This window comes from Paenibacillus sp. FSL H7-0350, assembly GCF_038593195.1.
Classification (GTDB): domain Bacteria; phylum Bacillota; class Bacilli; order Paenibacillales; family Paenibacillaceae; genus Paenibacillus_AQ.
Genome location: NZ_CP151972.1, coordinates 1,503,297 through 1,529,491, shown reverse-complemented (window position 1 = coordinate 1,529,491; position 26,195 = coordinate 1,503,297). Strand labels below are relative to the sequence as shown.

At 52.3% G+C, this 26,195-nt stretch carries 22 protein-coding genes; 15 read left to right on the top strand and 7 right to left on the bottom strand.

The window, feature by feature from the left end:
* The first annotated feature begins 2 nt into the window (after positions 1–2).
* Complete coding sequence (locus tag NYE24_RS07155; RefSeq protein ID WP_342478368.1) at positions 3–5,789, top strand: tail fiber domain-containing protein; 5,787 nt, start codon at positions 3–5, stop codon at positions 5,787–5,789.
* Positions 5,790–5,974: 185 nt separating this feature from the next.
* Here NYE24_RS07155 and NYE24_RS07150 read toward each other — a convergent pair whose 3' ends face one another.
* Complete coding sequence (locus tag NYE24_RS07150) at positions 5,975–6,946, bottom strand: YafY family protein (protein ID WP_342478367.1); 972 nt, start codon at positions 6,944–6,946, stop codon at positions 5,975–5,977.
* A 200-nt stretch (positions 6,947–7,146) separates the two neighbouring features.
* Here NYE24_RS07150 and NYE24_RS07145 point away from each other — a divergent pair, with 200 nt between their 5' ends.
* Positions 7,147–8,307, top strand: a complete 1,161-nt coding sequence (locus NYE24_RS07145; RefSeq protein WP_342478366.1) for a copper amine oxidase N-terminal domain-containing protein — start codon at positions 7,147–7,149, stop codon at positions 8,305–8,307.
* Here the strand turns inward: NYE24_RS07145 and NYE24_RS07140 are convergent.
* Complete coding sequence (locus tag NYE24_RS07140; protein ID WP_342478365.1) at positions 8,285–9,226, bottom strand: LysR family transcriptional regulator; 942 nt, start codon at positions 9,224–9,226, stop codon at positions 8,285–8,287. The genes NYE24_RS07145 and NYE24_RS07140 overlap by 23 nt on opposite strands.
* 132 nt (positions 9,227–9,358) lie before the next feature.
* Here NYE24_RS07140 and NYE24_RS07135 point away from each other — a divergent pair, with 132 nt between their 5' ends.
* On the top strand, positions 9,359–10,528 hold the full coding sequence (locus NYE24_RS07135; RefSeq protein WP_342478364.1) for an MFS transporter: 1,170 nt from the start codon (positions 9,359–9,361) through the stop codon (positions 10,526–10,528).
* A gap of 44 nt (positions 10,529–10,572) precedes the next feature.
* Here NYE24_RS07135 and NYE24_RS07130 read toward each other — a convergent pair whose 3' ends face one another.
* Positions 10,573–11,271: an ATP-binding protein gene (locus NYE24_RS07130; protein ID WP_342478363.1), complete on the bottom strand. Its 699-nt coding sequence runs from the start codon at positions 11,269–11,271 to the stop codon at positions 10,573–10,575.
* 2 nt (positions 11,272–11,273) lie between these two features.
* Positions 11,274–11,948, bottom strand: a complete 675-nt coding sequence (locus NYE24_RS07125) for a LytTR family DNA-binding domain-containing protein (RefSeq protein ID WP_342478362.1) — start codon at positions 11,946–11,948, stop codon at positions 11,274–11,276.
* Here NYE24_RS07125 and NYE24_RS07120 point away from each other — a divergent pair.
* From NYE24_RS07120 to NYE24_RS07085, 8 genes are all read left to right on the top strand, one after another.
* On the top strand, positions 11,935–12,660 hold the full coding sequence (locus NYE24_RS07120) for an ATP-binding cassette domain-containing protein (protein ID WP_342478361.1): 726 nt from the start codon (positions 11,935–11,937) through the stop codon (positions 12,658–12,660). The genes NYE24_RS07125 and NYE24_RS07120 overlap by 14 nt on opposite strands.
* Entirely contained in the window at positions 12,657–12,854 is a 198-nt protein-coding gene (locus NYE24_RS07115) for a hypothetical protein (protein ID WP_036701080.1), read from the top strand. Before NYE24_RS07120 ends, NYE24_RS07115 begins: the two co-directional genes overlap by 4 nt.
* A 20-nt stretch (positions 12,855–12,874) precedes the next feature.
* Complete coding sequence (locus NYE24_RS07110) at positions 12,875–14,416, top strand: ABC transporter ATP-binding protein (protein ID WP_036701081.1); 1,542 nt, start codon at positions 12,875–12,877, stop codon at positions 14,414–14,416.
* Positions 14,417–14,523: 107 nt separating this feature from the next.
* A complete protein-coding gene (locus tag NYE24_RS07105; protein ID WP_036701083.1) occupies positions 14,524–14,883 on the top strand; it encodes a BlaI/MecI/CopY family transcriptional regulator in 360 nt (119 codons plus the stop codon).
* Between the two features lie 8 nt (positions 14,884–14,891).
* The gene (locus NYE24_RS07100) at positions 14,892–16,310 is read left to right on the top strand and encodes a M56 family metallopeptidase (protein WP_342478360.1); all 1,419 of its coding nucleotides are present in this window, start codon (positions 14,892–14,894) and stop codon (positions 16,308–16,310) included.
* A gap of 117 nt (positions 16,311–16,427) precedes the next feature.
* Positions 16,428–16,904, top strand: coding sequence for a hypothetical protein (locus tag NYE24_RS07095; RefSeq protein WP_342478359.1), 477 nt, complete (start codon positions 16,428–16,430; stop codon positions 16,902–16,904).
* Positions 16,905–17,344: 440 nt separating this feature from the next.
* The gene (locus tag NYE24_RS07090) at positions 17,345–19,924 is read left to right on the top strand and encodes a glycosyl hydrolase (RefSeq protein ID WP_342478358.1); all 2,580 of its coding nucleotides are present in this window, start codon (positions 17,345–17,347) and stop codon (positions 19,922–19,924) included.
* Between the two features lie 228 nt (positions 19,925–20,152).
* Positions 20,153–21,379 carry a glycoside hydrolase family 5 protein gene (locus NYE24_RS07085; protein WP_342478357.1) on the top strand — a complete coding sequence of 409 codons (1,227 nt, stop codon included), beginning with the start codon at positions 20,153–20,155 and terminating at the stop codon, positions 21,377–21,379.
* A gap of 106 nt (positions 21,380–21,485) precedes the next feature.
* On the opposite strand, the gene NYE24_RS07080 is transcribed toward NYE24_RS07085, so the two are convergent.
* Positions 21,486–22,163, bottom strand: a complete 678-nt coding sequence (locus NYE24_RS07080) for a nitroreductase family protein (protein ID WP_156949745.1) — start codon at positions 22,161–22,163, stop codon at positions 21,486–21,488.
* Positions 22,147–22,572 (bottom strand): MarR family transcriptional regulator, encoded by a 426-nt coding sequence (locus tag NYE24_RS07075; protein ID WP_342478356.1) that lies wholly within the window; start codon positions 22,570–22,572, stop codon positions 22,147–22,149. Before NYE24_RS07075 ends, NYE24_RS07080 begins: the two co-directional genes overlap by 17 nt.
* A 320-nt stretch (positions 22,573–22,892) precedes the next feature.
* Here NYE24_RS07075 and NYE24_RS07070 point away from each other — a divergent pair, with 320 nt between their 5' ends.
* The 3 genes from NYE24_RS07070 to NYE24_RS07060 are packed head-to-tail and all read left to right on the top strand — an operon-like array spanning position 22,893 to position 24,397.
* Complete coding sequence (locus tag NYE24_RS07070; protein ID WP_342478355.1) at positions 22,893–23,516, top strand: CPBP family intramembrane glutamic endopeptidase; 624 nt, start codon at positions 22,893–22,895, stop codon at positions 23,514–23,516.
* Positions 23,509–23,919, top strand: coding sequence for a hypothetical protein (locus NYE24_RS07065; RefSeq protein ID WP_341025695.1), 411 nt, complete (start codon positions 23,509–23,511; stop codon positions 23,917–23,919). The genes NYE24_RS07070 and NYE24_RS07065 overlap by 8 nt, the downstream gene beginning before the upstream one ends.
* A gap of 1 nt (position 23,920) precedes the next feature.
* Positions 23,921–24,397, top strand: a complete 477-nt coding sequence (locus tag NYE24_RS07060) for a DUF6756 family protein (RefSeq protein WP_342478354.1) — start codon at positions 23,921–23,923, stop codon at positions 24,395–24,397.
* A 55-nt stretch (positions 24,398–24,452) separates the two neighbouring features.
* On the opposite strand, the gene NYE24_RS07055 is transcribed toward NYE24_RS07060, so the two are convergent.
* Positions 24,453–25,439, bottom strand: coding sequence for an NADP-dependent oxidoreductase (locus NYE24_RS07055; RefSeq protein ID WP_076160467.1), 987 nt, complete (start codon positions 25,437–25,439; stop codon positions 24,453–24,455).
* A 171-nt stretch (positions 25,440–25,610) separates the two neighbouring features.
* Here NYE24_RS07055 and NYE24_RS07050 point away from each other — a divergent pair, with 171 nt between their 5' ends.
* A complete protein-coding gene (locus NYE24_RS07050) occupies positions 25,611–26,195 on the top strand; it encodes a TetR/AcrR family transcriptional regulator (RefSeq protein WP_342478353.1) in 585 nt (194 codons plus the stop codon).

Below are 26,195 nucleotides of genomic sequence, written 5' to 3'. Positions count from 1 at the left end.
TTGTGCCAAAGGATATGAAACGCATGAATTATTTCAACGGGCTGCTGCTGAAGGAAGAGGATCTGACGCTGGATCAGAATTACCATAAGCGTGTGCGGCAGCTGCATAACCGTCATTTCCATGATTGGGGAGTCGTGGATGGGCTTAAGGTCACCATGCGGGACGGGATAACCATTGAGATTGCTCCGGGCTTTGCTCTCAACCGTGTCACCGACCCGGAGCACAATGAGGAGATCAGCCAGGAAATTATGGTCAGTGACGCTCACCCTAATCGGGTGATTAACCTCTCGAGGTACAGCACTTCGGATCAGATCTATATTTACATCAGCTATCAGGAAGAGCTGACGGATAAAGATCTGCTCAAGGGAGGAAATAATCCCATCCATGTGCTGGAGCAGGCCAAAATAGAAGTAAGCTCCCGGAAGCCCGCAGATGTACACCAGAATATCCTGCTGGCCCGGGTGAATCTGAAGCATTCCCAGGACGGGTCCTTAACAATCGGCGGGATCTATGAGACGGATGTTGACGGGTCTCAGCTGGTGACGAAGGCCGCAGGCGGGACGGTGCTTAAGGCGGATCAGATCATTATCGGCAAAGAGAAGAAGCCTGAGACGCCTTTCCTCAGCAATTCGAAGGACCTCGATGGCGAGGAAGGGAGCCGGCTTAATGTTCACGCTTTGCTGACAGAGTTCACGGGTGACATCAAGGCGGGGGCCATCAGCACTTATGGATCAGTGGATATAGACGGCACGTTATCTGTAACCTCGGGCAGCGCAGCGGTGTTCAAGGTGAATGAGTCCGGCGATCTGGAGGTCTCCGGCGCATCGACCATGGAGGGGCCCTTCTCCGCGAAGCAAGGGATTGAAGTCAGCGGTGGGATGGCGATGCTGGATGTTCCCCAGGTTATCATTGGCGGCAGCAAAGTCACCCTGAATCAGAATGTGGCTGAAGATGACCGGATGGGCATCGAGATCCTGCGCAAGGATCATTCCAGCGCCAAGCTGCAATGGGATGAGAAGAATAAGAGCTGGATGATTGGAACCGAAGTGCAGGCAGGTGACGACGCCAGCGGAATGTCCAAGGTGGCTTATGGCGCAGACTGGGAGCAGCTGCATCACGGTGCGAATGCGGATAGTCTGCATAGCCACAGCCAGCTGAAGGCTGCGGATGGCAAGCCGTCACTTCGCACGGACAACGAGGGGACGGTCCTAGTTGACCGGGGGATGAGCGTATCCGGGACGCTGGTATCCCAGAAGGATGGCCTGGAGGTCTTCCGGGGAGCCACGCTGCCCAATGCCAAGATAGCCTGGAATGAAGCTGTGAAATCCTGGCAGACCGGCACCGCTAACGGGGATATGACCAATATTCCTGACGGGAAGCAGTGGGAGGAGCTGACTGGCGGCAACCGGAATGCAGATGCTCTGCATACCCACAGGCAGTTCCATAATGAAGACAAGAGCCTGCTTGCGCTGGAGATCGGTGCGGACGGCAATGTGAATATCCCCCATGAGCTGATGGTCGGCGAGACTCTGACCGTGAACAAGCTGATCGTCCGGGAAGAAGAGGTGGTCATCCGGAAGGTTGAGCAGGAGGTAGCAGACAGCTTCCTTACGGTCAATAAGGCGGAAGACCACTCAGTTCTGGGTAACAAGGGAGGGCTGGATGTCTACCGGGGCAGTCAGCTTCCGGCAGCACGCATGGAGTGGAACGAAGCAGACCGCAAGTGGAGAATCGGGCTTGAAGGCAGCATGTCCGACATTCCCTACGGGAACAAATGGGACACGCTGACCAGCGGGTCCGTGGCGGATGCTTCCCACAAGCACAGCACACTGAGTACACCGTCCGGCGGAACGATTCTCTCGGCAGACGGACAGGGACGGCTGTCGGCATCCGGGAATATGGAGCTCGGCGGTACGCTGCTGGCCAAGGGCAGTACAACGCTGAAGTCGGACCTGAGTGTCGGAGGATCGGCCACGATTGAAGGTAATCTGACGGTCAAGGGCACCACTACCTTCGTCAAAAAGGAAGATCTGGTGGTGGTCAGCAACCGGATTGAACTTAATAAATTCGAGGGGAACAGTTCCTCCCTGAAACAGAGCAGTATTGAGGTCTACCGGGGCAAGCTGAACCCGAGCGCCAAGCTGCTCTGGGACGAGACGGATGGCAGATGGAAGCTGGGACTCGGCGATGAACTGTCCAATATAGCCTACGGAAGTAATTGGGATGCGTTGACCGGAGGGGTCAGCTCGGATGCCGATGGATTGCACCGGCACAATTCCCTGAGCGATAGCGCGGGCAATACGGCTGTCCAGGTTACAGCAGATGGTGATTTTGAAATGATCAATGATGCTGAGGTACAGGGCTCCCTGACCGTCAATAACGGGGTGGAAGTCAGCGGCGGTCTGGCGGTTCAGGGTCTGGTTAAGGTAGACGGCAACCTGATCGTCAAAGGCACCACGACCACGCTTAACCGTGAGGATCTGGTCGTCACCAATAACGTCATTGAGATCAACAAATTCGCAGGGGATACCCCGCCAGCCGCCGAGAGCGGCATCGAAGTGTTCCGGGGCGAATCGCAGCCGCCTGCCCGGATGTTCTGGAACGAAAGCGAGCGGAAGTGGAAGGTGGGTATCGGAAATTCGCTGGAGAATGTCGCCAGCGGCAGCTCCTGGGACAAGCTGACACAGATGGCGAGTGCGGATGCTCTTCATCTTCATAGCCAGCTGTACAATCCGAAGAGTGACATTCTGGCACTGAGCGCCAGCGCCGAAGGGGATGTGGATATTCACCATGACTTGACGGTGGGCAGCAATCTGACGGTAGCCGGAGAGTTGGAGATCCGGGGAACCTCGGCCAAAATTGCCACGGATGAGCTAGATATCGGCAGTCCCTGGATTACCCTTAATAAGGATGCTGGAACAGTCAAGTCTCTTGCAGGCGGCGGACTGGAGATCTATCGCGGCCCGGATCAGAATCCGGTCAAGCTTGCCTGGGATGAGGTCAAGGACCAGTGGCAGCTGGCAACACCTGCGGATAGTGCGGCGGTTGTAGTCGATTCATCCGGCAATATCCAAGCCTCCGGTGCAGTGAAGGCTGCGGGTGCTGCAATTACAGGAGCAGTCACTGCCGCCAGCGCGGCAATTGCAGGAACAGTGACGGTCGGAGACGGCATTGAGGTGCTGCAAGGCACCGAGACTAACGCGCAGATCAAGTGGGCCAAGGACCGCTGGAAGCTGGGCACTGCCGGCAGAACGGTACTCAGCCTGACCCGCAGCGGCAAAATGGGTGTGGGCACGGATAATCCGACTGAAGTGCTGGATGTGGCAGGCAAGGCGGTCTTCCGGACGGAGACAGAGGTCTCTGGCGCGGCATCCTTCTCAGGTAAGCTGACCGCTCATAGTGATGCTGTATTCGAAGGCACGGCTTCTTTTAACAAAGGGATAAATGCAGCGGGTGCCGTAATTAGCAATCATGCGGTGGTGTCCGGGAATGTGACTGCCGGAGGGTTCGAAGCTCCTCGCGGTCTGAATAAAGATGGAATTCTCCTGCCGAATGCCCGGATCTACTGGAATAATGAGCTGAATTCCTGGTTCTATGGCGATGGGGAGAAGTTCGCTGAGTTCGGCACCGGGAAGGGCGGCCAGCATCAGCTGTTCAATCCGCTAGGCAATGCGGTTACCTTGTCTTCGGATGCAAAGGGTTATATCGGCATCGGAACTACGGCCCCGCTGGCCCTGCTGGATGTTAGAGCAACTGGCGGAGACAGCTTGTTCAGTGTTACCAAAAACGGAGAGGTCGGCATCGGAACCTTAAGCCCTGACCCTAAGTCCAAGCTTGATGTTCAAGGCAATACAGTAATCCGTGGGGAGCTTAGTGCAGTCAGCGCCTCCATCTCCAAGGATCTGACGGTGAACGGGAATCTGACGGTGAATGGCGATGTTGTGACGATCAATGCGGCTCAGCTTGAGGTTGAGGACAACATTATAAGAGTTAACAAATATGACCCTAAGAGTGATCACATTGTTCAAAATGCCGGTCTGGAGGTATTCCGCGGCGGCAGCGCTCTTCCAGCCCAGCTGCTATGGGATGAGACTGCAGATGAATGGCTGGCCGGAGTTTCAGATACCCTGAAGACCATAGAATTCAAGGGACATATCCACCCCGAGTATGCTGCTCTGGCGGAGGCAATCACTGTTGATGGAGGCAATGTCGGGATTGGTACGGATGCCCGGGCCGCTAAGCTGGAGGTCAAAGGGAATGCCGTGGTCAGCGGATCATTGACGGTCACAGAGGCTTCATTAAGCGGTGGCTTGGCAGCAGCAAGTGCAAAGATCAGCGGCCTGGCTGCGCTTAAGGAAGTCACCGTCAGCGGAGGTTTCACCGCTCAGGATGCTGCCATCACCGGCGATCTTACCCTCAGTAAGGGAATTGCAGTGGACAGAGGAACGGATCAGAAGGCACAGCTGCTCTGGGATGAAGCTCAGGATGTCTGGACGGCGGGAATTGCAGGAAGCATGAAGCAGCTCTCCTACAGCGGCCATACACACCAAGAGCTGTCGGAGCTGACCGGGGTGCTGAAGATCGCCTCCGGGAATGTCGGAATCGGCACCGCAGCGCCAACGTCCAAGCTTGAGGTGAACGGCAATGCGGCGGTATCCGGCCGTATGACTGTTACAGACGCGGCAGTCAGCGGCATGTTAACGGCTGCGGATACCGAATTTAGCGGAATGCTCCGCACGAAGGATGCTGATGTTACGGGCAGCCTTACGCTTAGCCGGGGGATTGATGTGGGTAGGGGTACAGGTGCCAAGGCACAGATTGTATGGAACGAAACGATGGCTGAATGGCAACTGGGACTTGCAGGCAGCCTGAAACAGCTCTCGTACAGCGGTCATACGCATAAGGAGCTTACAGATCTGAACGCTGTGCTTAAGGTGGCTTCCGGCAATATCGGAATCGGCACCGCTGCACCGGCCGCCAAGCTGGATGTGAACGGTAATGCGGCGGTATCCGGGAAGTTAACCGTCACTGATGCTGTTGTGAACGGATCGTTATCCGTGAAGAACGCAGTGATCGATACATTACTAAAGGCAGCGGATACCGAAATTACAGGAATGTTCACCGCGAAGGACGCCGCCTTCACAGGCACATTGTCAGCAAAGGAACTGAAGCTCAGTGATACACTGACAGTGAAGGATGCCAAGATCAGCGGCAGCCTGACGGTTACCCGGGGGATTGAGCTTGACCGGGGCAAGGATAAGAAGGCACAGATTCTCTGGGATACTACGGCAAACACATGGCAGGCGGGCATTGAGGGAAGTATGCAGAAGCTGGTCTGCCAGGATTCTGTCTATGATGAACTTGTCCAGGTGGCGGGCGCATTAACGCTAGATTCCAGCAGCAATGTCGGGATTGGCAAAGCGCCAGCAGATAACTACAAGCTGGATGTGAACGGCAACCTGCGGGCAACGAACTTCGCGCAGACCTCCTCCCGGACCTACAAGGAAAACATTGCCAGCCTGCCGGTGAAGAAGGCGCTGGAGCTGCTGAACAAGCTGAAGCCGGTGACCTTCAACTACAAGACGGAGAACGGCAAGCAGCAGAATATCGGCTTCATCGCCGAGGATGTGCCACAGATTTTCTCTACTGCGGATCACAAGTCTGTAGTATTGATGGACATTATCGGCGTACTGACTACGGTGGTTCAGAAGCAGCAGAAGGAAGCTCAAGACATGCGTAAGCAGGTAAATGAGCTCAAGGTTCAGGTTACGGCCTTGGCCGGCGCTTAATGGCAACAACTCCTCAGCACATAAGGTAACAAAACAGCTCCTGCCGCAAATATGCAGCAGGAGCTGTTTTGTTAGGCAGAGTACCATAGTCATTTCTTGCTGCATGCCATCCACCGGAATGTCTTTCGCTTCTGCAGTCCAGACGGCAATTTGCGGGCAAATCTGACAGAGGATGTCAATGAAATTTAAACCCCATCGTTCCTGTAATGTCTGCTAATCGCACAGGCCAATTCCTGAATCTGCTCCTTCAGCTCCAGAGGCTCATGAATACGTATGGAAGTGCCGAAGCTCAACAGATATTTGGGAAGGTATTTATTCATAGAGGGAGCATCCAGCAGGAACCTCGCCTCCCGGTCGGTCCGCTCCGTAAGGTAGTGCCGCAGATGCCAGTTGCCGCATAGCTTGTTCAGCGCATCCGGCTCTCCTTCGATACGGATCATGAGCTGAGGAGCATTTTCTTCCAGCTCCAGCTCCAGCTGGGTGCGGAAATAATCAGATACCGAGAAGGGCTCCGGCTTAGGGAAGCAGGCTTCCGTTAACGCAAGCTTGACAATGCGGTCCACACGATAGGTCCGCATGGCCTGTGACCGGTGACAGAACCCAACCATATACCATTCCGAACGGTCGTAAGCCAGGCCATACGGATCCACTACACGCTCCTCGTTCTGTGCTGCATTCACTTTCCGGTAGGTGAGGTGAACCGTCTGGCCCGCCTTCACAGCCTGCTCCAGCTCCCGCAGCAAAGGGACGACAGACGGGGGGCGGGACGGAGCGATCACATCGAGAATGCCTGTCTGCAGCGACAGGTCTTGGCGCTGTTCATCGTGCAGTCCGTTCTCTACCTTTTTGAGTGCGTTTTCCAGCTCCAGGGCGAAGGGATAGCCAGCGCTTTGCGCGAATTTATAGGCATCGAGCAGCGCTCTCAGCTCCATGGAGCTGAAGAACAGGGGCGTCTCACTGAAGCTCTCCAGAATATGTACCCCGCCGTCATGCCCCGATTCGGCGACTACCGGCACCCCACTGGCACATAAGGCATCGATATACCGGTACACCGTGCGGACACTGATCTCCAGCTGATCTGCAATCTGAGCGGCAGTAAGCTTCTTGCCGGACCTCAGCATCCACAGCATTGCGAGCATATTATCCCATTTGGCCATCGGGTTATTCTCTCCTAAGTTCTCAATTCGTTAACGGTTGAGTCGTGTATTTTCCTTATATTTCTCGCTGAAACGGTGCCGTCCCTAAAAGGACAGTAAAGCCGTTTCTGCTTAGTCTACCATTTAGTATTCGGCTGTACCATCTGTAATATGCTATGATAGGAAATATGGTATTTTCTGAGAAATGAAGGGGGTACGTTATGATTACATTCAAAAAGCTCATGCAGATCATTGGAATTAGTATTCTTGTCACGAGCGTGGCTCATTCTCCTGCCCCCGCTGTTGCTGCCTCCGGTACAACTCAGTCCGCCACTGCTGGGGCACCCGCGATCCAGGTCTATCTGAACAAAGAGCAGATTACTTCAACCGCTGGGGGCGCTACGCTAATCAACAATACAGTCATGCTCTCGCTGGATAAGCTGTATGTGAGAGGGGCGACTATTACATATGACGAGCATTCCAGAATGCTCACCATTCAGAATCTGCTCACGCAGGGCAGCATGAAGATCGGCAGCACTCACGCTTCTGTCAACGGGAAGCAGATCACCTATTCCGCTGCCTTCCAGCAGGTGAACAAGCAGCTCTATATCCCTCTACGCTTCGTGAATGATGCGATTGGCGGGTCACTGGAGTGGGATGCCGTCCACCGTGAAGCGTACATCAGCTATCCTGAATTCGCCGGTGAAGGCCTGACTAACAAGAACGCATATTTCTTGAATGGGGTAGACGGCACCTTGTACAAAAGAGATATCACGGGTAAGGTTCATACGGTGGGAGCTTCTACAGCAAAGCTTGATCCATATTATATTGCAGGCACCCGGATTACTGCCGAGAAGATATCTGATGATGCCGACTTGGTGACCATTCAATATAGCAGCGGGGAGCCATCCATAAACCTGACCGTATACAATCTGTTCGTGAGAAAAGGGGTTATCCTGCGCCAATCTAAAGCGAATTACTGGCAGTTCTCCCCTGAGGATATCAAGATCTATGAAGGAAATGCCGTGATGAATGACGGTCATTCTGTTCGCTTAATCGCCCCGGATGGTTCCGTCAAGCAGATCTGGAATCACTCCAAGCTGGCAGGGACACCAGAAGCAACCTATACTATTGAAGGGATAAGCGGCAGTATTCTGATTGTCCGTTCTTCACAAGACGGCATACTTACTCTAATTGATACAGTAGCTAAGCAGGCGGTTGTTCTTTATGAGGAATTCGGTATCGATCCTACAGAGCTGGCCGGGTTCACATATGACGGAATTCAGTTCACCGGAGTAAGTGCAGATCGGTCTGAATTACAGTTTATGTTCACCAATAACAAGAAGGCGAGCAGCGTATTTACGTATCGGTTGGAGACTTAGTGCTTATATTATCGGTACGGGAAGATTCCAAGTGATCCATCCAGAACTCCTTCAGATAGCCGATAAAAGTATGGGTTGCTTTGGTGATGTAACGGTCTGCCCGGTAGATTAAGCTGAGCTTGCGGATGGGCGGCGAATCCAGGATGGGAATGGAGCGGAGTCCGCTGTTCTTTATTGCGTCCATGAGACTGCCCGGCTGCACGGTACCGCCAATTCCGGCCTGCACCAGCTGGATCAGCGAGGTGGCCGATCCGGTCTCCATAATCGGTTCCAGCGCGAAGCCGGCTTCCCGGCAGGTGTTCTCGACCAGCTCTCTGCCGATAAAAGTCCGCGGGTACATCACAAGCTGGATACTCTGAAGCTCAGACAGCTCGATATGGCTCTTGGCAGCGTAAGGGTGATCCCCCCGGACAATCAGATGATACGGCTCCCAGCCCAGATCAACCTTGGTTAACAGTTCATCGCGCGGCCCCTGGAGACAGATCCCGATGTCCAGCTTGTTATCCAGCACCTCCTGTTGAATGACCGTCGAGGCGAATACCTGAAGCCGTATATTTGGATAATCCTCGTGGAATTTAACCAGCAGCGGTGTTAACTGGTAATCAAGGTCGGAAGGCAGCAGCCCGAGCCGGATGGTGCCGCGGTTGTCTAGACGCAGTTCATCCATGGCCGCCTTGGCGCTGTGTTCATTCTGTACCATCTGGACTGCGTACTCCTTCAGGAGTGCACCAGCCTCGGTAAGGGCAATTCTTTTGCCGATCCGGTCGAAGAGGGGGAGCCCCAGCTCACCTTCCAGCACCTTGATCTGCTGGCTTAACGTGGGTTGGCTGATTCCCAGCTTCTCAGCGGCCCGTGTGAAATGCAGTTCTTGACACACAGCCAGAAAATAATGCAAATGGCGGGTTTCCAAATGAATCACTCCGTTCAGAGAATAATCATAGTTATATACTATTATAATAATAGAAATAATAGTATTGAACAATGTATGGCGCATATTTATACTCGAGCTATACAAGAATGACACAAATTATACTACTTGGAGTTGATATCGTTGCCTTTCCTGTTATTATTCATCGCCCTACTGGCTGCCTCATTAAATATGCGTCCGGTTATTACGTCCGTCTCTCCGCTGCTTAGCAATATTCAGGGGGACCTGGCAATGAGCAGCCTGCAGGCGAGTCTGCTGACTACGCTGCCTGTTCTGTGTATGGGCCTGTTCGCACCGGTTGCAGTGAGCATCAGCCGCCGTTTCGGAATGGAACGTACAATCTTTGCATCCATGGTGCTCATCGGGGCGGCAACTGCCGCGCGGGGCGTGTTATCCTCGGCCTCTGGGCTCATTCTGACCGCACTCGCAGCAGGTGTGGGAATCGGAATCGCCGGTCCGCTGTTGTCAGGCTTCATTAAGCGTTATTTCCCAGGGCGTACTGCTATGGTAAGTGTGTATTCTGCCGCGTTGGTGCTGGGCGCATCGCTGGCGGCAGGGCTGTCTGTTCCCTTGTTCACCTGGTTGGACAGTTCCTGGCAGCTGTCGCTGGCAGTATGGGCGGTACTCTCCCTGGCAGCTCTCCCGGCTTGGTGGAGAATTACAGCAAAGTCGCTGCAGCCGGAGGCTCAGAGTGTGCACGCCAAGCTGCCCGTGGCGAACAAGCGGGCCTGGCTGCTGACCGTATTTTTCGGCCTGATGGCCAGTGTCTTCTATTCGCTGACAGCTTGGCTGGCCCCGATAGCCATGTCTATGGGCTACAGCCGTCATGATGCGGGTAACCTGCTCACATTGTTCACCCTGATTCAGATTCCGGTAAGTATTCTGGTGCCAATCCTTACGTCCAGATTCCAGCGGCGCACCTTATGGCTGGTGCTGTGCAGTCTGTTCGAGCTAAGCGGACTGCTGTTGCTCCTCGGATCAGGCTCTCCATTCCTGAGTGCAGTCCTGCTCGGGATCGGTGCCGGAGGATTGTTCCCGCTGGCGCTCATGCTGCCGCTGCTCATGACGCAGCGGGCGGAAGAGGCCAGCGCCTGGTCCTCACTGAGCCAGGGCGGCGGCTATATTCTCGGAGCCTTGGGTCCCCTCGCAGTAGGCCGCATCCTGGATGCTTCGGGTTCATTCCGGCTTGCCCTGACCGGCCTGGCTGTGGTCACTGTGCTTATGATCGCGGTACAGCTCATGATCGGCAGAAGCTCCCGTGAAGGGCAACGCGCTAAGGAACAGTTAAATTGAGGGTGTGGACTTCCTGATCCATATGCCTGCACGGCAACCTGTATTTAGCTTCCGGTCTTCGCATAAGGCAGAACAACAACCGTTTCGTACTTCCCGGGCTTGACCGTCGTTCTCAGATGCCCGCCGTATTTGCCCGTAACCTGCTGAATAGTACTTAAGCCGATTCCGTGCAGCTCCGGATGGGCCCGGCGGCATGGCGCTGCTGTGCTGGCGGGGGCGGCCATGGAGTTGCCGATATAGATAACGAGGGCATTGTTGTTCGCATGGATATGAAGCTGAATGGATCTGTTCTCAGCCGGCCGGACCTGTCTCGCAGCATCTATGGCATTATCCAGAAGGTTGCCAAGTAATATACACAGATCATAGCGTTCAATGTTAACAGGTGCACCGGTGAGCTGTACCTTATGCTGCATGGCAATATCCAGGCAAGAGGCGTGGTGAAGCGCATGGCTGACCAAGGCATCCACCGCCAGGTTGCCGGTAGTGATGGTGTTGCAGGAAGCCTCGATCTGGTGCAGAATTCCGTTAATATGATCTGCGCCTTTTGCCGCATGGCCTGCTTCAATACAGGTGCGTATGTATACCAATTGCTTATTCATATCATGAATGATTCGCTTGATGTCCATGAAGGAATGTAAGGTATCCTGATAGCTGAGCTCCTGGGCTTCGAGCTGTCTGTGCAGACGGCTATTCACCTCAGCCAGCCGCGCGGCCTCATTCCTCCTCCTGAACCATAAGACCATTGTTATCCTCTCCCTTGAATTTCTTCCAGCACATACCCCGCATAGACATCCTTGAAGGCCTTCGACTGGGAGCGTCCAATAGGATATTCTTCGTCACTTGACATGACCACAGAGTTCGTATTGAATCTGCGGACATGCTCCAGATTGACAATAATGGAACGGTGAATCAGCAGGAACGGATTGCCCAGCTTGTCCGCATAGCTCTGCAAGGTGCCATTAATGAGGTATTCCTGGGAGACAGTGATGAGCTTCAGCTTATTTTGAGCGAGCGAATGCTTGATTTTGACAATGGCAATAATATCGGGCCGCCGCAGCACCACCTGATCGTCCCCTACCTTAATGGTGAAGAAGCGGTTCTGGCTGGAATGAATATAGCTGCACAGCTTAAGTATTTTGTCTTGGAATAATTCATAAGGGACCGGCTTGAGCAGGTATTGGAAGGTCTGAACGTCAAAGCTGTCCATAATGTATTCAGGATAGCTGCTCAGGAAAATAATTTGCACATCGCGGTCGGGCAGGGACCGGATAGCCTGAGCGGTCTCAATTCCGCTGATTCCGGTCATTTCGACATCCAGAATCAACAGGTGATAGGTGTATTCTCCCTGCATGGCTTTGTAATCCTGCAGCAGCTGTTCGCCGGCCTTATCCAGAGCCAGGCTGGCGATGGAGCTGCACAATGTATCATTCTCATACGGCGGCGCTCCCGCAGTATTACAACATATTAATCTGCAAATCGGCAAAGGCGAGAGCATAGTCCTGGTCGGTGAGAACGGCAGCGGCAAGAGCACCCTGGCTAAAATTATGGCGGGCCTGCTGAAGCCGACGGAAGGAAGTGTTCACAGTTACTGTGATACAGCTACCGCAGCTTTTCAGGATTATGCCAAATTCGAATTCTCGGTCCGGGATAATGTTGGCCTTGGCGATGTAGCGAGTATCAACGACAACGATAGAATCAAAGAAGCAACGGTTAAAGGCCAGATTCACCAGGTCATTCAGCAATACCCCAAGGGACTGGACACGATTCTGGGCAAAAAGTTCGATGCGGACGGAATTGAGATGTCGGAAGGCCAGTGGCAGAAAGTGGCGATCATCCGGGCGTTCATGCCCGAGGCTGATTTTATTATCTTCGATGAACCGTCTGCTTCCCTGGATGCGTTGTCGGAGATTCAGCAGTTCCGCAATATCGGCAAATATTTTCGCGGCAAAAGTGTTGTGCTCATCTCGCACCGGATCGGAATTGCCAAGCTCGCCGACCGGATCATATTTATGAAGCAGGGGGAGATCGTGGAAACGGGCACCCATGCCGAGCTGATGCAGCAACAGGGTGAATATTGCAGCTTCTTCAGGGGTCAGGCCAAATGGTATGATACGGGAGATCAGGTCATATGACTACGAAAATACTGGTTCATGTCCGCAACCTCAAGATGATCGTCAAGCTGTTCTGCACCAAAGATTTGTACCTGTCACTGGTGCTCATGGCGCTCAGTGCACTGCTGGCCCCGCTGGGAGCCTGGCTCTACAAGCTCCTGATCGATGGCCTCGCCTTCGTCCAGTCTGCCTCCGCCGTAACACACAACTGTTAATCCTTGTCGCCGGATATACCGTGCTGAAGATTGTCCTGGAAGGGATAGAGCATATTACGGCGCATGTTAACAATCGTCTGAAATATAACATTAACCGTGAATTCATCAGACAGGTGAACAAGAAGCTGTCTGTTATTGATATGGAAGAGCTGGAGAATCCGGCTGTCTATGATCTGTTGGAGCGGGTCCAGTCCAAAGTGAACAAGGGGATTCTGGCCTACGTCAACAACTCCTTGTCTGTCGTACTTCCTATGTTCTCCATGTTCTCCTTTATCGTGCTGCTGTTGAAGATCAATCTGTATTTTCCCGTTATTGCGGTGCTTGCCACCATACCGTATTTGCTGCTGATGAATGCACAGGGCAAGCGGAGCTACTTCCAGGCGGTTGAACAGAGCAAGCCGCTGCGCCGGTTGAACTATATGTACGATGTGCTGACAAGCCGAAGATATGCCAAGGAGATCCGCATGTTCGGATTAATTGATTATTTCAATGACCGCACGGAAGAGATCCGCAGCGAGGTATGGAGAGAGAAGTTCGGGCTGCTGCTGCATTATACGCTGGGCGGAGCGCTCGTTGATCTCTTGCGGAATATTGCGCTGGGAATCTGTCTGCTCATCACCTGCTTAGGCGTCTTAGAGAATAGAATGAGTATAGGCGATGTTATGCTGGTGATCACAGCGATGCAGGCCATAACGGGCGCACTGAGCAGTATGGTGAATAAAATCAGTTCCATGAACAATTACACACTGTATATGGAAGATATGCAGAATTTCCTGGATCTCCCCGAGAATGCCGGCGGCGGGCATAAGACGCTTGCGGATGCTTCCACCCTTCAGTTCAAGCATGTGGATTTCAAATACCCGGGCAGCGGGAGCCTTACACTTAAGAATATTGAATTAACGATCAACAAAGGCGAGAAAATTGCCTTAGTGGGCGAGAACGGCAGCGGTAAAACGACCTTCATTCATGTGCTGCTCGGCCTGTACAAGCCGACTTCAGGGGAGGTGCTGATCGGTGGAGACCCGTTAGCGGATGTCATTGATTCGTTCAGAAGGAAGACGGTCTGTGTATTTCAGAATTTCATTAAATACCAGTTCTCGGTCGCGGATAATATCCGGGCGGGAAATTTCGGACAAGAGTTCCAGAAGGAGTCGCTGCGGATCTTCCATATGGAGGACTTCATCGATCAGCTGCCGCAAGGCCTGGATACCCAGCTAGGCCAGCTGGAGAACAATGATACAGAGCTGTCGGGCGGACAGTGGCAGCGGCTGGCGATTGCCAGAGCGCTCGGCCGGGCGGACAGCGAGATTCTGATTATGGACGAGCCGACAGCCAGCCTGGACCCCAAGGTGGAGACGCAGATCTATGAAGAATTCTCCGCGCTGTGTGAGAACAAGACGACAATCATGATCTCGCACCGGCTCGGAGTGACCCGGCTCTGCGATATCATCTATGTATTCGACCAGGGGGAGATCTGTGAAGCGGGCTCGCACACAGAATTGATGAACCGGCGCGGGAAATATTATCAGATGTATACGGCCCAGAGCTATTTGTATGCTTAATGACATGGAATAAATAAGGAGTAAAAGGATATAATTAACATCAGATGACTACTGGAGTAGTATTGGAGTATGACTACTACAGTAGTCAAACGAAGGGAGGCTGGTGCATGGAGATTAAGCTGTATGATTCCGAGCTTAAGGTCATGGAGATTCTATGGAGGGAAGGCAAGCTGCCCGCAGGGGATCTGGCCGCAATTCTGAATCAGGAGACAGGCTGGAACAGGAATACGACCTATACAGTGATTAAGAAGCTGATTGCCAAGGATGCTATAGAGCGGACAGACCCCGGCTTTGTCTGCACAGCCCTGATTGCCAAAGAGCAGGTGCAGACGTATGAGACCAAAGAGCTGATTAACAAAATGTATGGCGGTTCGGCGGAGATGTTCTTCTCTGCATTTCTTAATGAGAAGAACCTCAGCAAAGCCGATATCGACAAGCTCAGGCAAATCGTGGAAAGCTTGCGCTGAGGCGAGGGATGATGGATATCTTACAGATAAGTATCTCAGCAAGCGTGCTGATCGTTCTAGTGATCGCGCTGCGCTCTGTGACCCTGCACAAATTACCCAGACAGCTCTTTCTGGTCCTGTGGGGCATTGTCATCGCCAGACTGCTAATTCCGGGTTCTGTGCCGATTCTTCCGCTGCTGTCACCTCAGGCAGAGGTTGCTGCTGCGATTGATCAGGTTAGCACGCACACAGCAGCCGTAGTGCAGTTGCCGGAACGCTCAGCCCTGCACACAGGGATGTTCGCCCGGGATATAGCATTCACGGCCTTTGCGGGCGGGGAGCCGGAGCAGCCGTTCCTAAAGCCGGAGCAGCTGGGTGTCATATGGCTTGGCGGCGCTGCACTGCTGCTTATGATCCTTGCGGTGATCTTCTACAGAAGCAAGAGAGAGCTGCGGACAGCACTGCCTCTGCAGAGACAGGAGCCTGTAATTGAGGCCTGGCGTGCCCGGCATCCCTTGCGGCGTAAGCTTACCATCCTGACATTTGACCGGATGGATACACCGGTTACGTGCGGAACCTGGCGTCCGAAGATTATCCTGCCTGCGAACCTGAATACCGGGAACGCACAGGCTATGGATTATATTCTCACCCATGAATATATGCATATCCGGTATTTCGATACAGTATGGAAGCTAGCTGCGTCCGTGGCTCTATGCCTGCACTGGTTCAATCCGCTGGTCTGGCTGATGGTTTTCTATCTAAACCGGGAGCTGGAGATGGTCTGTGATGCCAGAGTCATCCGTAAGCTGGGTGCAGAGCACAAGGCGGATTATGCGTTATGTCTCTTGGAGGTGGCGGAGCAACAGAGGGGGTTCATGCCCCTGTATATAGGCTTCAGTACAAATGCGGCCAAGGAAAGGATCGTGTCGATCATGAAACTTCAGAAAATGACGGTATTGACAGCAGCCATATCAGTCATTCTGGTGGCCGGAGCGGTATCTGCGTTCGCAGAGCAGTCCAGCGGGGCCGTGAGCGGAGTGCAACCAGACAGCGGCGCTGCGCAAATGAGCGCAATGGAGACTGGTGACAGCAGCGGGCCGGATGTGGCCGCAGCATCGTCGGATGGAAGCGGAGCTCTCACCGATTTCAATTACGATGCATTGAAGGATTATGTAGCCTACGGCTTAACGTATGACAAGGCCCAGGACCGCTTCCTGTACAACAGCAAGCATATCCGCCTGTTCATGGACCCTGACCTTCAGCATGAAGGCAAGTTCAACAAATTCTACTATGACGGGAACGGCTCGGCTGATTTCCGGGTCATCAGAGACAAGGACAACGCTGTTAAGGAGATTAAGCTGCTGGAAGACAGTGAGCTTCAGGCTTTGGCCAAGGCGTATGGCTTTGAACTGGGCAAGGAGGGCCTGAAATTCAGCAACGCCAACTAAGCTTTCGTTAGGATGGCACCTGCAAGTGAGCGCGCTTCCTTGAGCTTCATCTGGGAGTGCGCTTTTGCTATAATAAGAGCGGATTACAGAAGAACAAGTGAAGAGGAGAGGAAACACATGACCACGAAGCAACCCTCCGAGCAACTGGTGGAAATGCTGGGCCAGCCGTATGATCCCAAGCGTATTCAGGCCCTGCTGAAGCCTTACGGTGTCCGGAGACTGCCCACACCAAAAAGCTATTTCAACGACGAAATCGTCTGGACAGCGAAATCATCACTACGCATGGATCTGTACCGCGGACCCAAGCTGGAGAATCTGACCGGACTCCGGCATCCAGACCCGCAAGAATGGATTATCGGTGCTGTTCAATTCCTCGCACCCGGAGCGGATGACCGGGTCAAGACTCCTTATCCCGGGCTGCTTCCCGGGAGCCTTGCAATGAGCTCCTCTCCGGTACAAGCGATGTCGGCATACGGCCAGCCCGCGATGGATGAGGAATGTGAGTGGCCCGGCTTCTCCGGCCGGATTCTCGCTTGGCGGGGGCAGGGCATCAATATCGTCTTAGAGTATGAGGACAGCCTGAGCGGGCGGTAGCTGAAAAGCTGCACAGCCTGCCTGATCGGCTGCATCGGTGCTTGGACGAGCGACAACCCGGAGGTTTTTGCTCCGTGAATAGCATAAGAGGCTCTTAATGCGGACAAGCTCCTGCGAAATCGCAGGGGCCTGCAGGATAGGGGCACAGAAGCCAATCAACAAGGAAACCTAGCTTCGAAAAAAGGCACTTGTTCCTGCCGAATTATACCCCTTTCAAGCACCCCGTTAGTGCTCGAATAGTTGTACTTTTTCCACTAGATTCCCTCCGTGCGCAATAAACAGAACATTCCTTCCACTCTGCAATTCATACCACTGGGCATACTTGCTAATTTGTATTTACAAATTATGGAATACATGCTATCTTTGCTATGAAAGCGCAACCATGATCTGATAGTTTAACCAAGGTTTTACCATTTTGTTCATGGGGAGGAAAGAAGAAAATGAAGAAATGGCTCAAAAGAACAGGAACAATGCTACTAGCGTGTACGCTGCTGCTTGGAGGGCTTACTGCACCGCCTGCGGCCCGCGCTGACCCTGCACTGATCACCATCGAAAGCGAGAATGCCCAGCTCACCCCGGATCTGCAAGTGACGACCCAGATTTACGGAACGCCGAAGCCCGGATATTCGGGAAGCGGTTTTGTCTGGATGCAGAACTCCGGTACGCTAACCTACACTGTAACTGTCCCGGCAACCGGGATGTATACGATCTCGACCCGTTATATGCAGGAGCTGAGCCCGGATGGCAGACAGCAGGCATTAATCGTTAACGGTGCTGCGAAGGGTTCGTATATGCTGCCCTACACCACTACGTGGAAGGAGTTCAACTTCGGCTATCACAAGCTGAATCAAGGCAGCAATACTATTCAGGTAAAAGCAGGCTGGGGATTCGCTTATTTCGACGCCTTAACGGTGGATCATGCGAACCTGGACCCCCTGATTGTACAGCCGGTTCTCTCTGATGCTCAGGCCACGCTCGAAACCCAGCTCCTGATGAATTATTTGACGGAGGTATACGGGAAGCATATGCTATCGGGCCAGCAGGAGATTTACGGCGGAGGGAATGACGGCAACTCCGAGCTGGAGTTCGACTGGATTCACAATCTGACCGGGAAATATCCGGCAGTCCGCGGGTTCGACCTTATGAACTATAATCCGCTGTATGGCTGGGAGGATGGCACTACCACCCGCATGATCGACTGGGTGAATACCAAGGGCGGGATTGCGACCAATAGCTGGCATCTTACGGTTCCCCGTGACTTCACCTCCTATCAGCTAGGGGAATTTGTGGATTGGAAGCAGGCGACCTACAAACCAACCGAGACCAATTTCAATACCGCTAATGCTGTGATTCCAGGGACCAAGGAGTACAAATACTTGAAGCTGGCGATCAAGGACTTGGCGGAGCAGCTGCAGATTCTGCAGGACAACAATGTGCCCGTGATCTTCCGTCCTTACCATGAGGCAGAAGGCAACGGCGGGCTGAATGGGGAAGGCGCGTGGTTCTGGTGGGCTTCAGCAGGTGCGGAGGTGTACAAGCAGCTCTGGGATCAGCTCTATACCGAGCTTACAGAGACCTACGGCCTGCACAACCTGATCTGGACCTATAACAGCTATGTGTACAGCACTTCTCCGGCCTGGTATCCAGGGGATGATCAGGTGGATATTGTCGGCTACGATAAATACAATACCATTTACAACCGTTATGACGGACTGTCCGGCGTGCCGAATGAGGACGCGATTAGCTCGACTTTTTATCAGCTGGTGGATCTGACTGGAGGCAAGAAGATGGTAGCCATGACCGAGAACGACACCGTTCCCAGCGTGCAGAATCTGACCGATGAAAAGGCGGGCTGGCTCTACTTCCTGCCATGGTACGGAGAGCATCTGATGAGCACGGCGTTCAATTTCCCGGCTACGCTGACCACTCTGTATCAGAGTGATTATGTCATTACGCTAGACGAGCTGCCTGATCTGAAGGGGAATAACCCTCATCCGAGTGCGTCTATTACGCCATCCATGGTGGAATTTGACAAAGCTCAGGCGCATCAGGCCGACCAGACCGTCACTATGAATCTGAACGGCAACACGTTAACGGCCCTTCGTTCCGGCACTACCGTGTTGACTGAGAACGAGGACTATACCTTAAGCGGGAACACACTGCTGCTCACTAAGGCGTTCCTGGCAACGCTGCCGGTTGGCGAGCATTCGATCGTCCTGGATTTCAATCAGGGCCAAGATCCCGTGTTAAAAGTAAAAGTCATCGATACAACGCCAGGTGCTGCCATCTCACCAGACCATGCGGTGTTTGACCGGGCGGCGAATCTTGCACAGGATATTTCCGTAGCGCTTACCTTACAGGGGCATCAGCTGACAAGCCTGAAGAGCGGCAATTACACCCTTATCTCCGGTCAGGACTATACGGCCACAGACACTGCGGTTGTTCTGAGAAAGGCTTATCTTGCCACGCTGCCGCTCGGCCAGCATGCGGTCACTTTTCATTTTAGCGGCGGAGCAGAGGTTGTGCTTACTGTGAACGTAGAGGATAGCAGCGTTCCGCTGCCTTCAGGTGACTTGACCATTCAGGCCTACAACGGCAGCACCGGTGCTTCAACCAATGGAATCGCACCCAAGTTCAAAGTAATCAACACCGGGAATGCACCGGTCCAGCTCAGCGATGTGAAGCTCCGCTATTACTATACAATCGACGGCGAGCAACAGCAGAGCTTCTGGACCGACTGGTCCAGCATCGGAAATGCGAACGTCACCGGGACCTTCGTGAAGCTGGACACCCCGGCCGCCGGTGCGGATTATGCTCTGGAGATTGGCTTCACCAGTGCTGCGGGCACCCTGAACCCCGGCCAGAGCGCCGAGATCCAGACCCGCTTCGCTAAGATCAACTGGTCGGGCTACAATCAGGCCAACGACTATTCCTTCAATGCCACCAGCACCCAGTTCGCCGATCATGAGCAGGTTACGGGTTATGTGAACGGACAGTTGGTGTGGGGGATTGAGCCTTAACTTTAACTGCGCGCAAACGTAGATGTTGACCCATTCTCCGGGTTTCGTTTCGGCTGGATTAACCAATACTCTGTTTTATAATGGATATATTTTGATGTTCGGAATATCTATAGCGATGCTTGTGTCTTGCCTGATAATAAGAATGCAATCCAAGCAATTTCGTCGTCCATAAATAAGCTTGTAACCGTTTTCGTGTGACGCAATTACTATAAGAACGGAGGTTCTAATATGTTAGCCAAAATCAAAAAGTACGGAGTATACAGCGTAGCTCTAGTATTACTGGCTTCCACCTTGCTCGGCAGCACGGGTTCCCGCGCCTCTGCGGAAGAAACGTCAGCTGCGCTGACTTCAGACTTCAGATCGCTGCAGGCTTCACAGATTGTCAGCGAGATGGGGGCCGGATGGAACCTGGGCAACTCGCTCGAAGCTTCGGTGAACGGGATTCCCAGCGAGACCGCCTGGAATAACCCGGCCATTACGCCGCAGCTGATCCAAAAGGTCAAAGCAGCAGGCTTCAAAACCATCCGCATCCCGGTCTCCTACCTGAATTATATCGGGAGCGCCCCCGGCTATACGATCAACTCAGCGTGGCTGGATCGTGTGAAAGCAGTCGTGGATTACGCCTATAATGAAGGCCTGTATGTCGTCATTAATATTCACGGGGACGGCTTCAATTCTGTTCAGGGCAGCTGGCTTCTGGTGAATAGCGGCAACCAGACAGCCATTAAGCAGAAGTATCAGAAGGTGTGGCAACAGATCGCGAATAAGTTCGCTAATTATAGCGAGCGGCTGATTTTGGAGTCGATGAACGAGGTGTTCGACGGCAGCTACAACAATCCGAATCCGGCGTACTACGCCAACCTGAATGCTTACAATCAGATCTTTGTGGATACGGTCAGACAGACAGGCGGCAACAATAACGCCAGATGGCTGTTGATTCCGGGGTGGAACACAAATATCGACTACACGGCGGGCAATTACGGGTTCGTGCTCCCAACTGACAATTACAGATCATCCACCATACCCGGCTCGGAAAAAAGAATCATGATCTCCGCCCACTACTATTCCCCTTGGGATTTTGCCGGTGAGGAATCGGGGAATATCACGCAGTGGGGAGCGTCAGCGACGAACCCTGCCAAAAAATCCACCTGGGGACAGGAGGATTACCTGAACTCGCAGCTCCAATCCATGTACAATAAATTCACGACTCAAGGTTACCCTGTAGTGATCGGTGAATTCGGTTCGATTGACAAATCATCCTACGATTCAAGCAATAATAACTACCGTGCCGCCTATGCCAAAGCCGTAACCGCAACCGCCAAGAAGTACAAGGCCGTACCGGTCTATTGGGACAATGGCTATAACGGCCAGCATGGCTTCGCCCTGTTCAACCGTTATAACAACACCGTCACCCAGCAAGGCATTATCAATGCTATTATGCAGGGGATGCAATAAAGAGGACTCCGCCGGTATACAAGCAAGAAGCTCTTGGGATCATCCCAAGAGCTTTTTGCTTGCGCGCTGTACACAAGCTTCCGGCTATGCCGATGCTGTGTACAGCTTAGTGCCATACTGTCGTGCGGTCAACCGCCAGGCGGGTGGAAGGGTGGCCGGCGGCCGCGGCTTTGCCAATGGAGATTAACATAACCGGCACATAACGCTGTGCATCCAGTCCGAAGGCACCGGCAATCTGGTTTTTATCGTATCCGCCTATGGGATTGGTGTCGTAGCCGTGCGCACGCGCAACCAGCATGAACTGCATGGACACCAGACCGGCGTCAATTAATACGGTATCGCGTTTTTGTTCCAACGACAAGCTTTGCAGGAGGGGCAAGTAGGCAGCCATGAACTGCTCCTTCACCTCTTGTGGCATGTAGCCAGATGCAACCGTGTCGCTGAAGATTTCGTCCATATACTCGGGGAAATTCAGGTCACCGAATACAGCCACTACCGCGGAAGATGTCTCCACCTGCTTGCTGTTGGAGCTGGCCAGCGGAAGTAGCTTGGCTTTGGCTTCAGGACTTTCGATCACGACAAAACGCCAAGGCTGCAAGTTGACGGAGGAGGGGGCCAGCGAAGCTTCTTCCAGCATTTGCGACATTTCCTCCCGGCTGATGGTAACGGAGGAATCATAAAGCTTGACCGACCGGCGGCTTTTAACCACTTCCATGAAATCTTGAACTTTTTGTATACTGCTCATATTAGACAGCTCCTTCGAGGGATTAGAGGTTCTGGGCATTATGGTGCATCCGTTCCAGCATGTCTGCCAAAGCCTGGCGTTCTTCGGGATTGAAGCCGGCAAACAGTCCTTCCACTACTTCTGAATTAGCCTGCAAAAAATGATTAACATGCTGCCGGCCATTCTCATTGAGACTTACGAGAGTAATGCGGTTATCGTCCGGGCAGGTACGCCGGTTGACAAATTGGAGTAACTCTAGCTGCTTTAAATGGCGGGTCACCGCGGCACCGTCAATGCCAAGGGATTTCTGCAGGGCGCTCTGGCTTACTTCCTCGGTAGCAAGAAGTTCTTGCAGCAAACGGAAGCGGGAGGCACTAAGGCCGGTACAGCCGGAAAAAGCGCTGCTGATCCGGGTATTCAAAGACTGCATCCTTTGCAAAATACACTTTTCAGTTAAGCCCTCATTCATCGGTTCCCTCCTTTTGAAATTTAGTTGACTCCTCAATGATTGATGGGTCAATGATTGATACATCAAATAATATAAGGGATGAGATATAAAAAAGCAAGCGCTAATTATCCGTGATTTTGTGCAAGAACCTCCCAGATAGCTCAATCATATATCATTCATGCAATCTTTCGGGTTGTGCCATTGCGGGCTATACAGGTTGTTGGGAAAGTACAGGATATGTTATCGTAGCAGGGGAATTGCTGATTGCTGAAGTGATGAACTATATGAATCTGTTGTCCGTGGAGAAATAGAACCTGGAAGACAAGGAGAGAAGCTATGCTATGAATCGTGCTACTGGGACCCCGCCACCAGGCAAAAAAGAATTCAATCCGAAAGACGCTGTACTGGTTTTCCTCGCCTTCGCTCTGATCAGCGCAGCCGTTATCTTTGCCCTTGTTATCTACGAAGTCCTGAACCTGAAGGACCTGTTATCCTTTGAAAATCCGCTGCAACTGGCAATGTATGTTGTCCTTCCCCCAATCAGCTTGCTGCTGTTCGGAATCATCCTGACTCTAATTACGCCTGCCAGCTATATTGACGAAACGAACAAGAGCTATCAGAATTACTCGCTCACGGCAATCCTTGCCTTCACTTTTGCCGGTGCGTTATTTGAGGAGCTGCTCTTCCGGGGAATTATACAAAATGTACTCACCCTCTACCTTCCCAACCTCCGGGTCGCTATCGTACTCACCACGGTTCTGTTTGTGGGAATGCATGTCCAGTACTATACTAAGCCGCTAATGCTGTTGAACATCACCATCCCGAGTCTGGTCTTCGGGTGGGTCTATGTGCAGACGGATAATTTGCTGGTTCCGATCCTTGTTCATTTTCTGATGAATCTGGGGATTACGCTGTTGTTCAAATATAAGGTGATTCAGATGAGAGGGGAGAAAAATAGTGAATAAACTGACAGGAATTTGGTCGGTGGACTGTATGTACGGGCCTGGGGCGCAAGGGGATGAACGGATTATTTTTCAGGACAATGGGTTTGGTTGGATTGAGATCATGAATTGGGACTCGATATTGATTGAGACCTTCCATTGGACGGCGGAAGGGAACCAGTTACAACTTCGGGGGGAGCGGGTCTTGAGTAATTATGAGGCACCCCAATCTTCTGATCTTAATCTGGAGGGAGTGGGATTTGTAATTGAAGATGGGGATACACCCTCAGGTCGAACAATGCCGCGCTTACGCTTTTCCATACCTCTAATTGTGGATATTACGACATTGGGGTTAATGGAGAATAAGGTTGCAGAGGACTACTATTCACAGCGGTTGAAATTCGTAGAGAACAAGGTGGGGGAGTAGAATGGATTCCCTATCTGTCCGCGCAGAGATCGAAGAATTAATCAAGTCGCTGAAGCTGGACCGGAGCGGGCTACATGAAGTTCGCAAAGACCAGTGGAGGCACATTTTGAGTGAAATTGAGGAACGGTTTCTGGTAAAGACCCATCATACGCAGGGCTTACACTGGGGCTGGAACCGGCTGCAGGAACCCCAGTATAGCGCCAGCTTCGTAGACAAAGACTATGCCAAGCTAAGAGACATCATCCAAGATGAATCCATCTGGTTCATTGCCGAGGATCGGTATGATAAGCTGTGGATTTATGAGGGGAAGACGGTGGCGATTCTCCAGGTGATCCCTGAGTTATGCCACCTGAATGAGTATTACCTGATCTCCAAAAAGCTTCAATGGCTCCTCTGCGAAGATCACCATGACATGCTCCACCTGAGCGGCCAGCCGGTCATTGACCGGTGTATGAGATATGAAAGCTCTAACCCTTAGGGGATAAAGCTTTCTTCATGCAGATTATAAATTCCCATCCCGCCAGGAATGGCATTTAACCAAGATTCTTCGATATGATGATTTTCCCCCGTTTGGTTGACTCTTCACTTTTGCGATACGCTTGAAGAAGGCCTTGGGCAGTGAAGGGATAGGCCTCATTTATATGGATATTCAATTTATTCTCTTGCATTTGGCGGACAATGGATTCAAAATCGGTACGGTTAGCTCTTGCCTGGAAGAAGTAGGCGTGAATACCGCGGACCTTCGGTTGTTGATTGAGCGCGAATGCCACCAGTGAAATATAGGTTCCGCCATCCTTGATGACCGAGTAGTTCTTCCTTCCGATGTCTCCCGGTAACCCGGTACCGAAAGTGGCGGGGTCCATAGCAGAATCCAATACAAAATCAACAGGCTCTGTGATTTGGGTGGTGAAGTCGGTTTTCGAGTAATCGATCACCTCGTCAGCACCGAGTCCTTTGACGAAATCGTGATTATAGTCCCTCGCAGTTGCGATTACATATGCTCCATGTTGCTTCGCTAACTGGACTGCAGCATGTCCTACTCCTCCAGCGCCAGCTTGAATAAGGATGCGTTGTCCCGGTTGAAGATGGCCATGCTCAAACAGCGCTTGCCAGGCTGGCAAGGCAACGGCAGGCGCAGCGCCGGCCTCTTCGAAGGAAAGGCTCTCAGGAATAACGGCCAGGAGATCTTCCTCCACGGCAACATAGTCCATGTAGGAACCTCTCGGAATCATTCCCATGACATGATCCCCCGGCTTGAAATGCCGGACTTTCCCGCCAACCTCTTTAACAATGCCGGCTACTTCATTACCAAGAACAAGCGGTAATTGAAATTGATCCTGGAATTTATCGGCCATCGGACTCTCAAGAATTGCGCCGCTGCGAAATAGAACATCTGCGGGATTGATGGATGAGGCGCGCATTTCGACGAGAACCTGTGTGTCGGTGAGTGCGGGAACGGGTACTTCCAGTTCTTCTAGCGCTTCGGGAATTCCAAAGCTTGTCAAAGCAATAGCTTTCACGATTAAATCCTCCTCTTAAATTAAACATAAGAATGATTCACACATTGTTTAAGCAACACCTGTTTGATATGATAATAATATTGCCTGCTTGAGAGTTCAACCGGCAGAGTTAGAGGAAAGTTGCATAGGCAACACATTAAGATAATTGATGTTTAACAAGGAGATACAGGGATGGTAAATCAGGAAGATCCGAGGGTATTGCGTACACGAGAGTTAATTAGAACAGCGTTCAGAGATTTGCTGCAGAGAAAAGGATTTGATGCAATCACCATCAAAGATATCGCTCAGGAAGCAACCATTAACCGCGCCACTTTTTATGCCCATTTTGAAGATAAATATGCTTTGCTGGACGAAGTCACAGAACAGGCTTTTCATGAGAGAATTCCAGAGCAAGTGGTGAATGCACAGGAGTTCACGGATGATATATGTGAACAGTTGATCATAATGACGCACCAATACATCGTGGATTTTTATCGGATCTGCAGAATAGATTCCAATCCGATGGCTAAGCTGGTCGATGACAAAATAAAAAAACTGCTGCAGCAAACCATAGAAAACATTTTTCTGCGAGGGGAGGACCGTTATAGGGCGGACGTTCATCATATCAAAATGATGGCGGCCATGACAGGTTCAGCCATCTATGGCGCTGCACATTATTGGTTAAATGCCGGGGAGAAGAGCGGGACCGGTGTGCTTACAGACATTGCTCGTCCCTATGTAATGAACGGTCTGGGCAGGGAAATATTCAGGAGGTGA

Bases quoted from the DNA above. Each gene is read 5' to 3' on its own strand.
- NYE24_RS07070 (WP_342478355.1), top strand. From the start codon at position 22,893: ATGAATCGTGCTACTGGGACCCCGCCACCAGGCAAAAAAGAATTCAAT.
- NYE24_RS07075 (WP_342478356.1), bottom strand. From the start codon at position 22,572: ATGAATGAGGGCTTAACTGAAAAGTGTATTTTGCAAAGGATGCAGTCT.
- NYE24_RS07085 (WP_342478357.1), top strand. From the start codon at position 20,153: ATGTTAGCCAAAATCAAAAAGTACGGAGTATACAGCGTAGCTCTAGTA.
- NYE24_RS07145 (WP_342478366.1), top strand. From the start codon at position 7,147: ATGATTACATTCAAAAAGCTCATGCAGATCATTGGAATTAGTATTCTT.
- NYE24_RS07050 (WP_342478353.1), top strand. From the start codon at position 25,611: ATGGTAAATCAGGAAGATCCGAGGGTATTGCGTACACGAGAGTTAATT.
- NYE24_RS07105 (WP_036701083.1), top strand. From the start codon at position 14,524: ATGGAGATTAAGCTGTATGATTCCGAGCTTAAGGTCATGGAGATTCTA.
- NYE24_RS07060 (WP_342478354.1), top strand. From the start codon at position 23,921: ATGGATTCCCTATCTGTCCGCGCAGAGATCGAAGAATTAATCAAGTCG.
- NYE24_RS07100 (WP_342478360.1), top strand. From the start codon at position 14,892: ATGATGGATATCTTACAGATAAGTATCTCAGCAAGCGTGCTGATCGTT.
- NYE24_RS07115 (WP_036701080.1), top strand. From the start codon at position 12,657: ATGACTACGAAAATACTGGTTCATGTCCGCAACCTCAAGATGATCGTC.
- NYE24_RS07120 (WP_342478361.1), top strand. From the start codon at position 11,935: ATGGAGCTGCACAATGTATCATTCTCATACGGCGGCGCTCCCGCAGTA.
- NYE24_RS07080 (WP_156949745.1), bottom strand. From the start codon at position 22,163: ATGCCCAGAACCTCTAATCCCTCGAAGGAGCTGTCTAATATGAGCAGT.
- NYE24_RS07130 (WP_342478363.1), bottom strand. From the start codon at position 11,271: ATGGTCTTATGGTTCAGGAGGAGGAATGAGGCCGCGCGGCTGGCTGAG.
- NYE24_RS07095 (WP_342478359.1), top strand. From the start codon at position 16,428: ATGACCACGAAGCAACCCTCCGAGCAACTGGTGGAAATGCTGGGCCAG.
- NYE24_RS07090 (WP_342478358.1), top strand. From the start codon at position 17,345: ATGAAGAAATGGCTCAAAAGAACAGGAACAATGCTACTAGCGTGTACG.
- NYE24_RS07150 (WP_342478367.1), bottom strand. From the start codon at position 6,946: ATGGCCAAATGGGATAATATGCTCGCAATGCTGTGGATGCTGAGGTCC.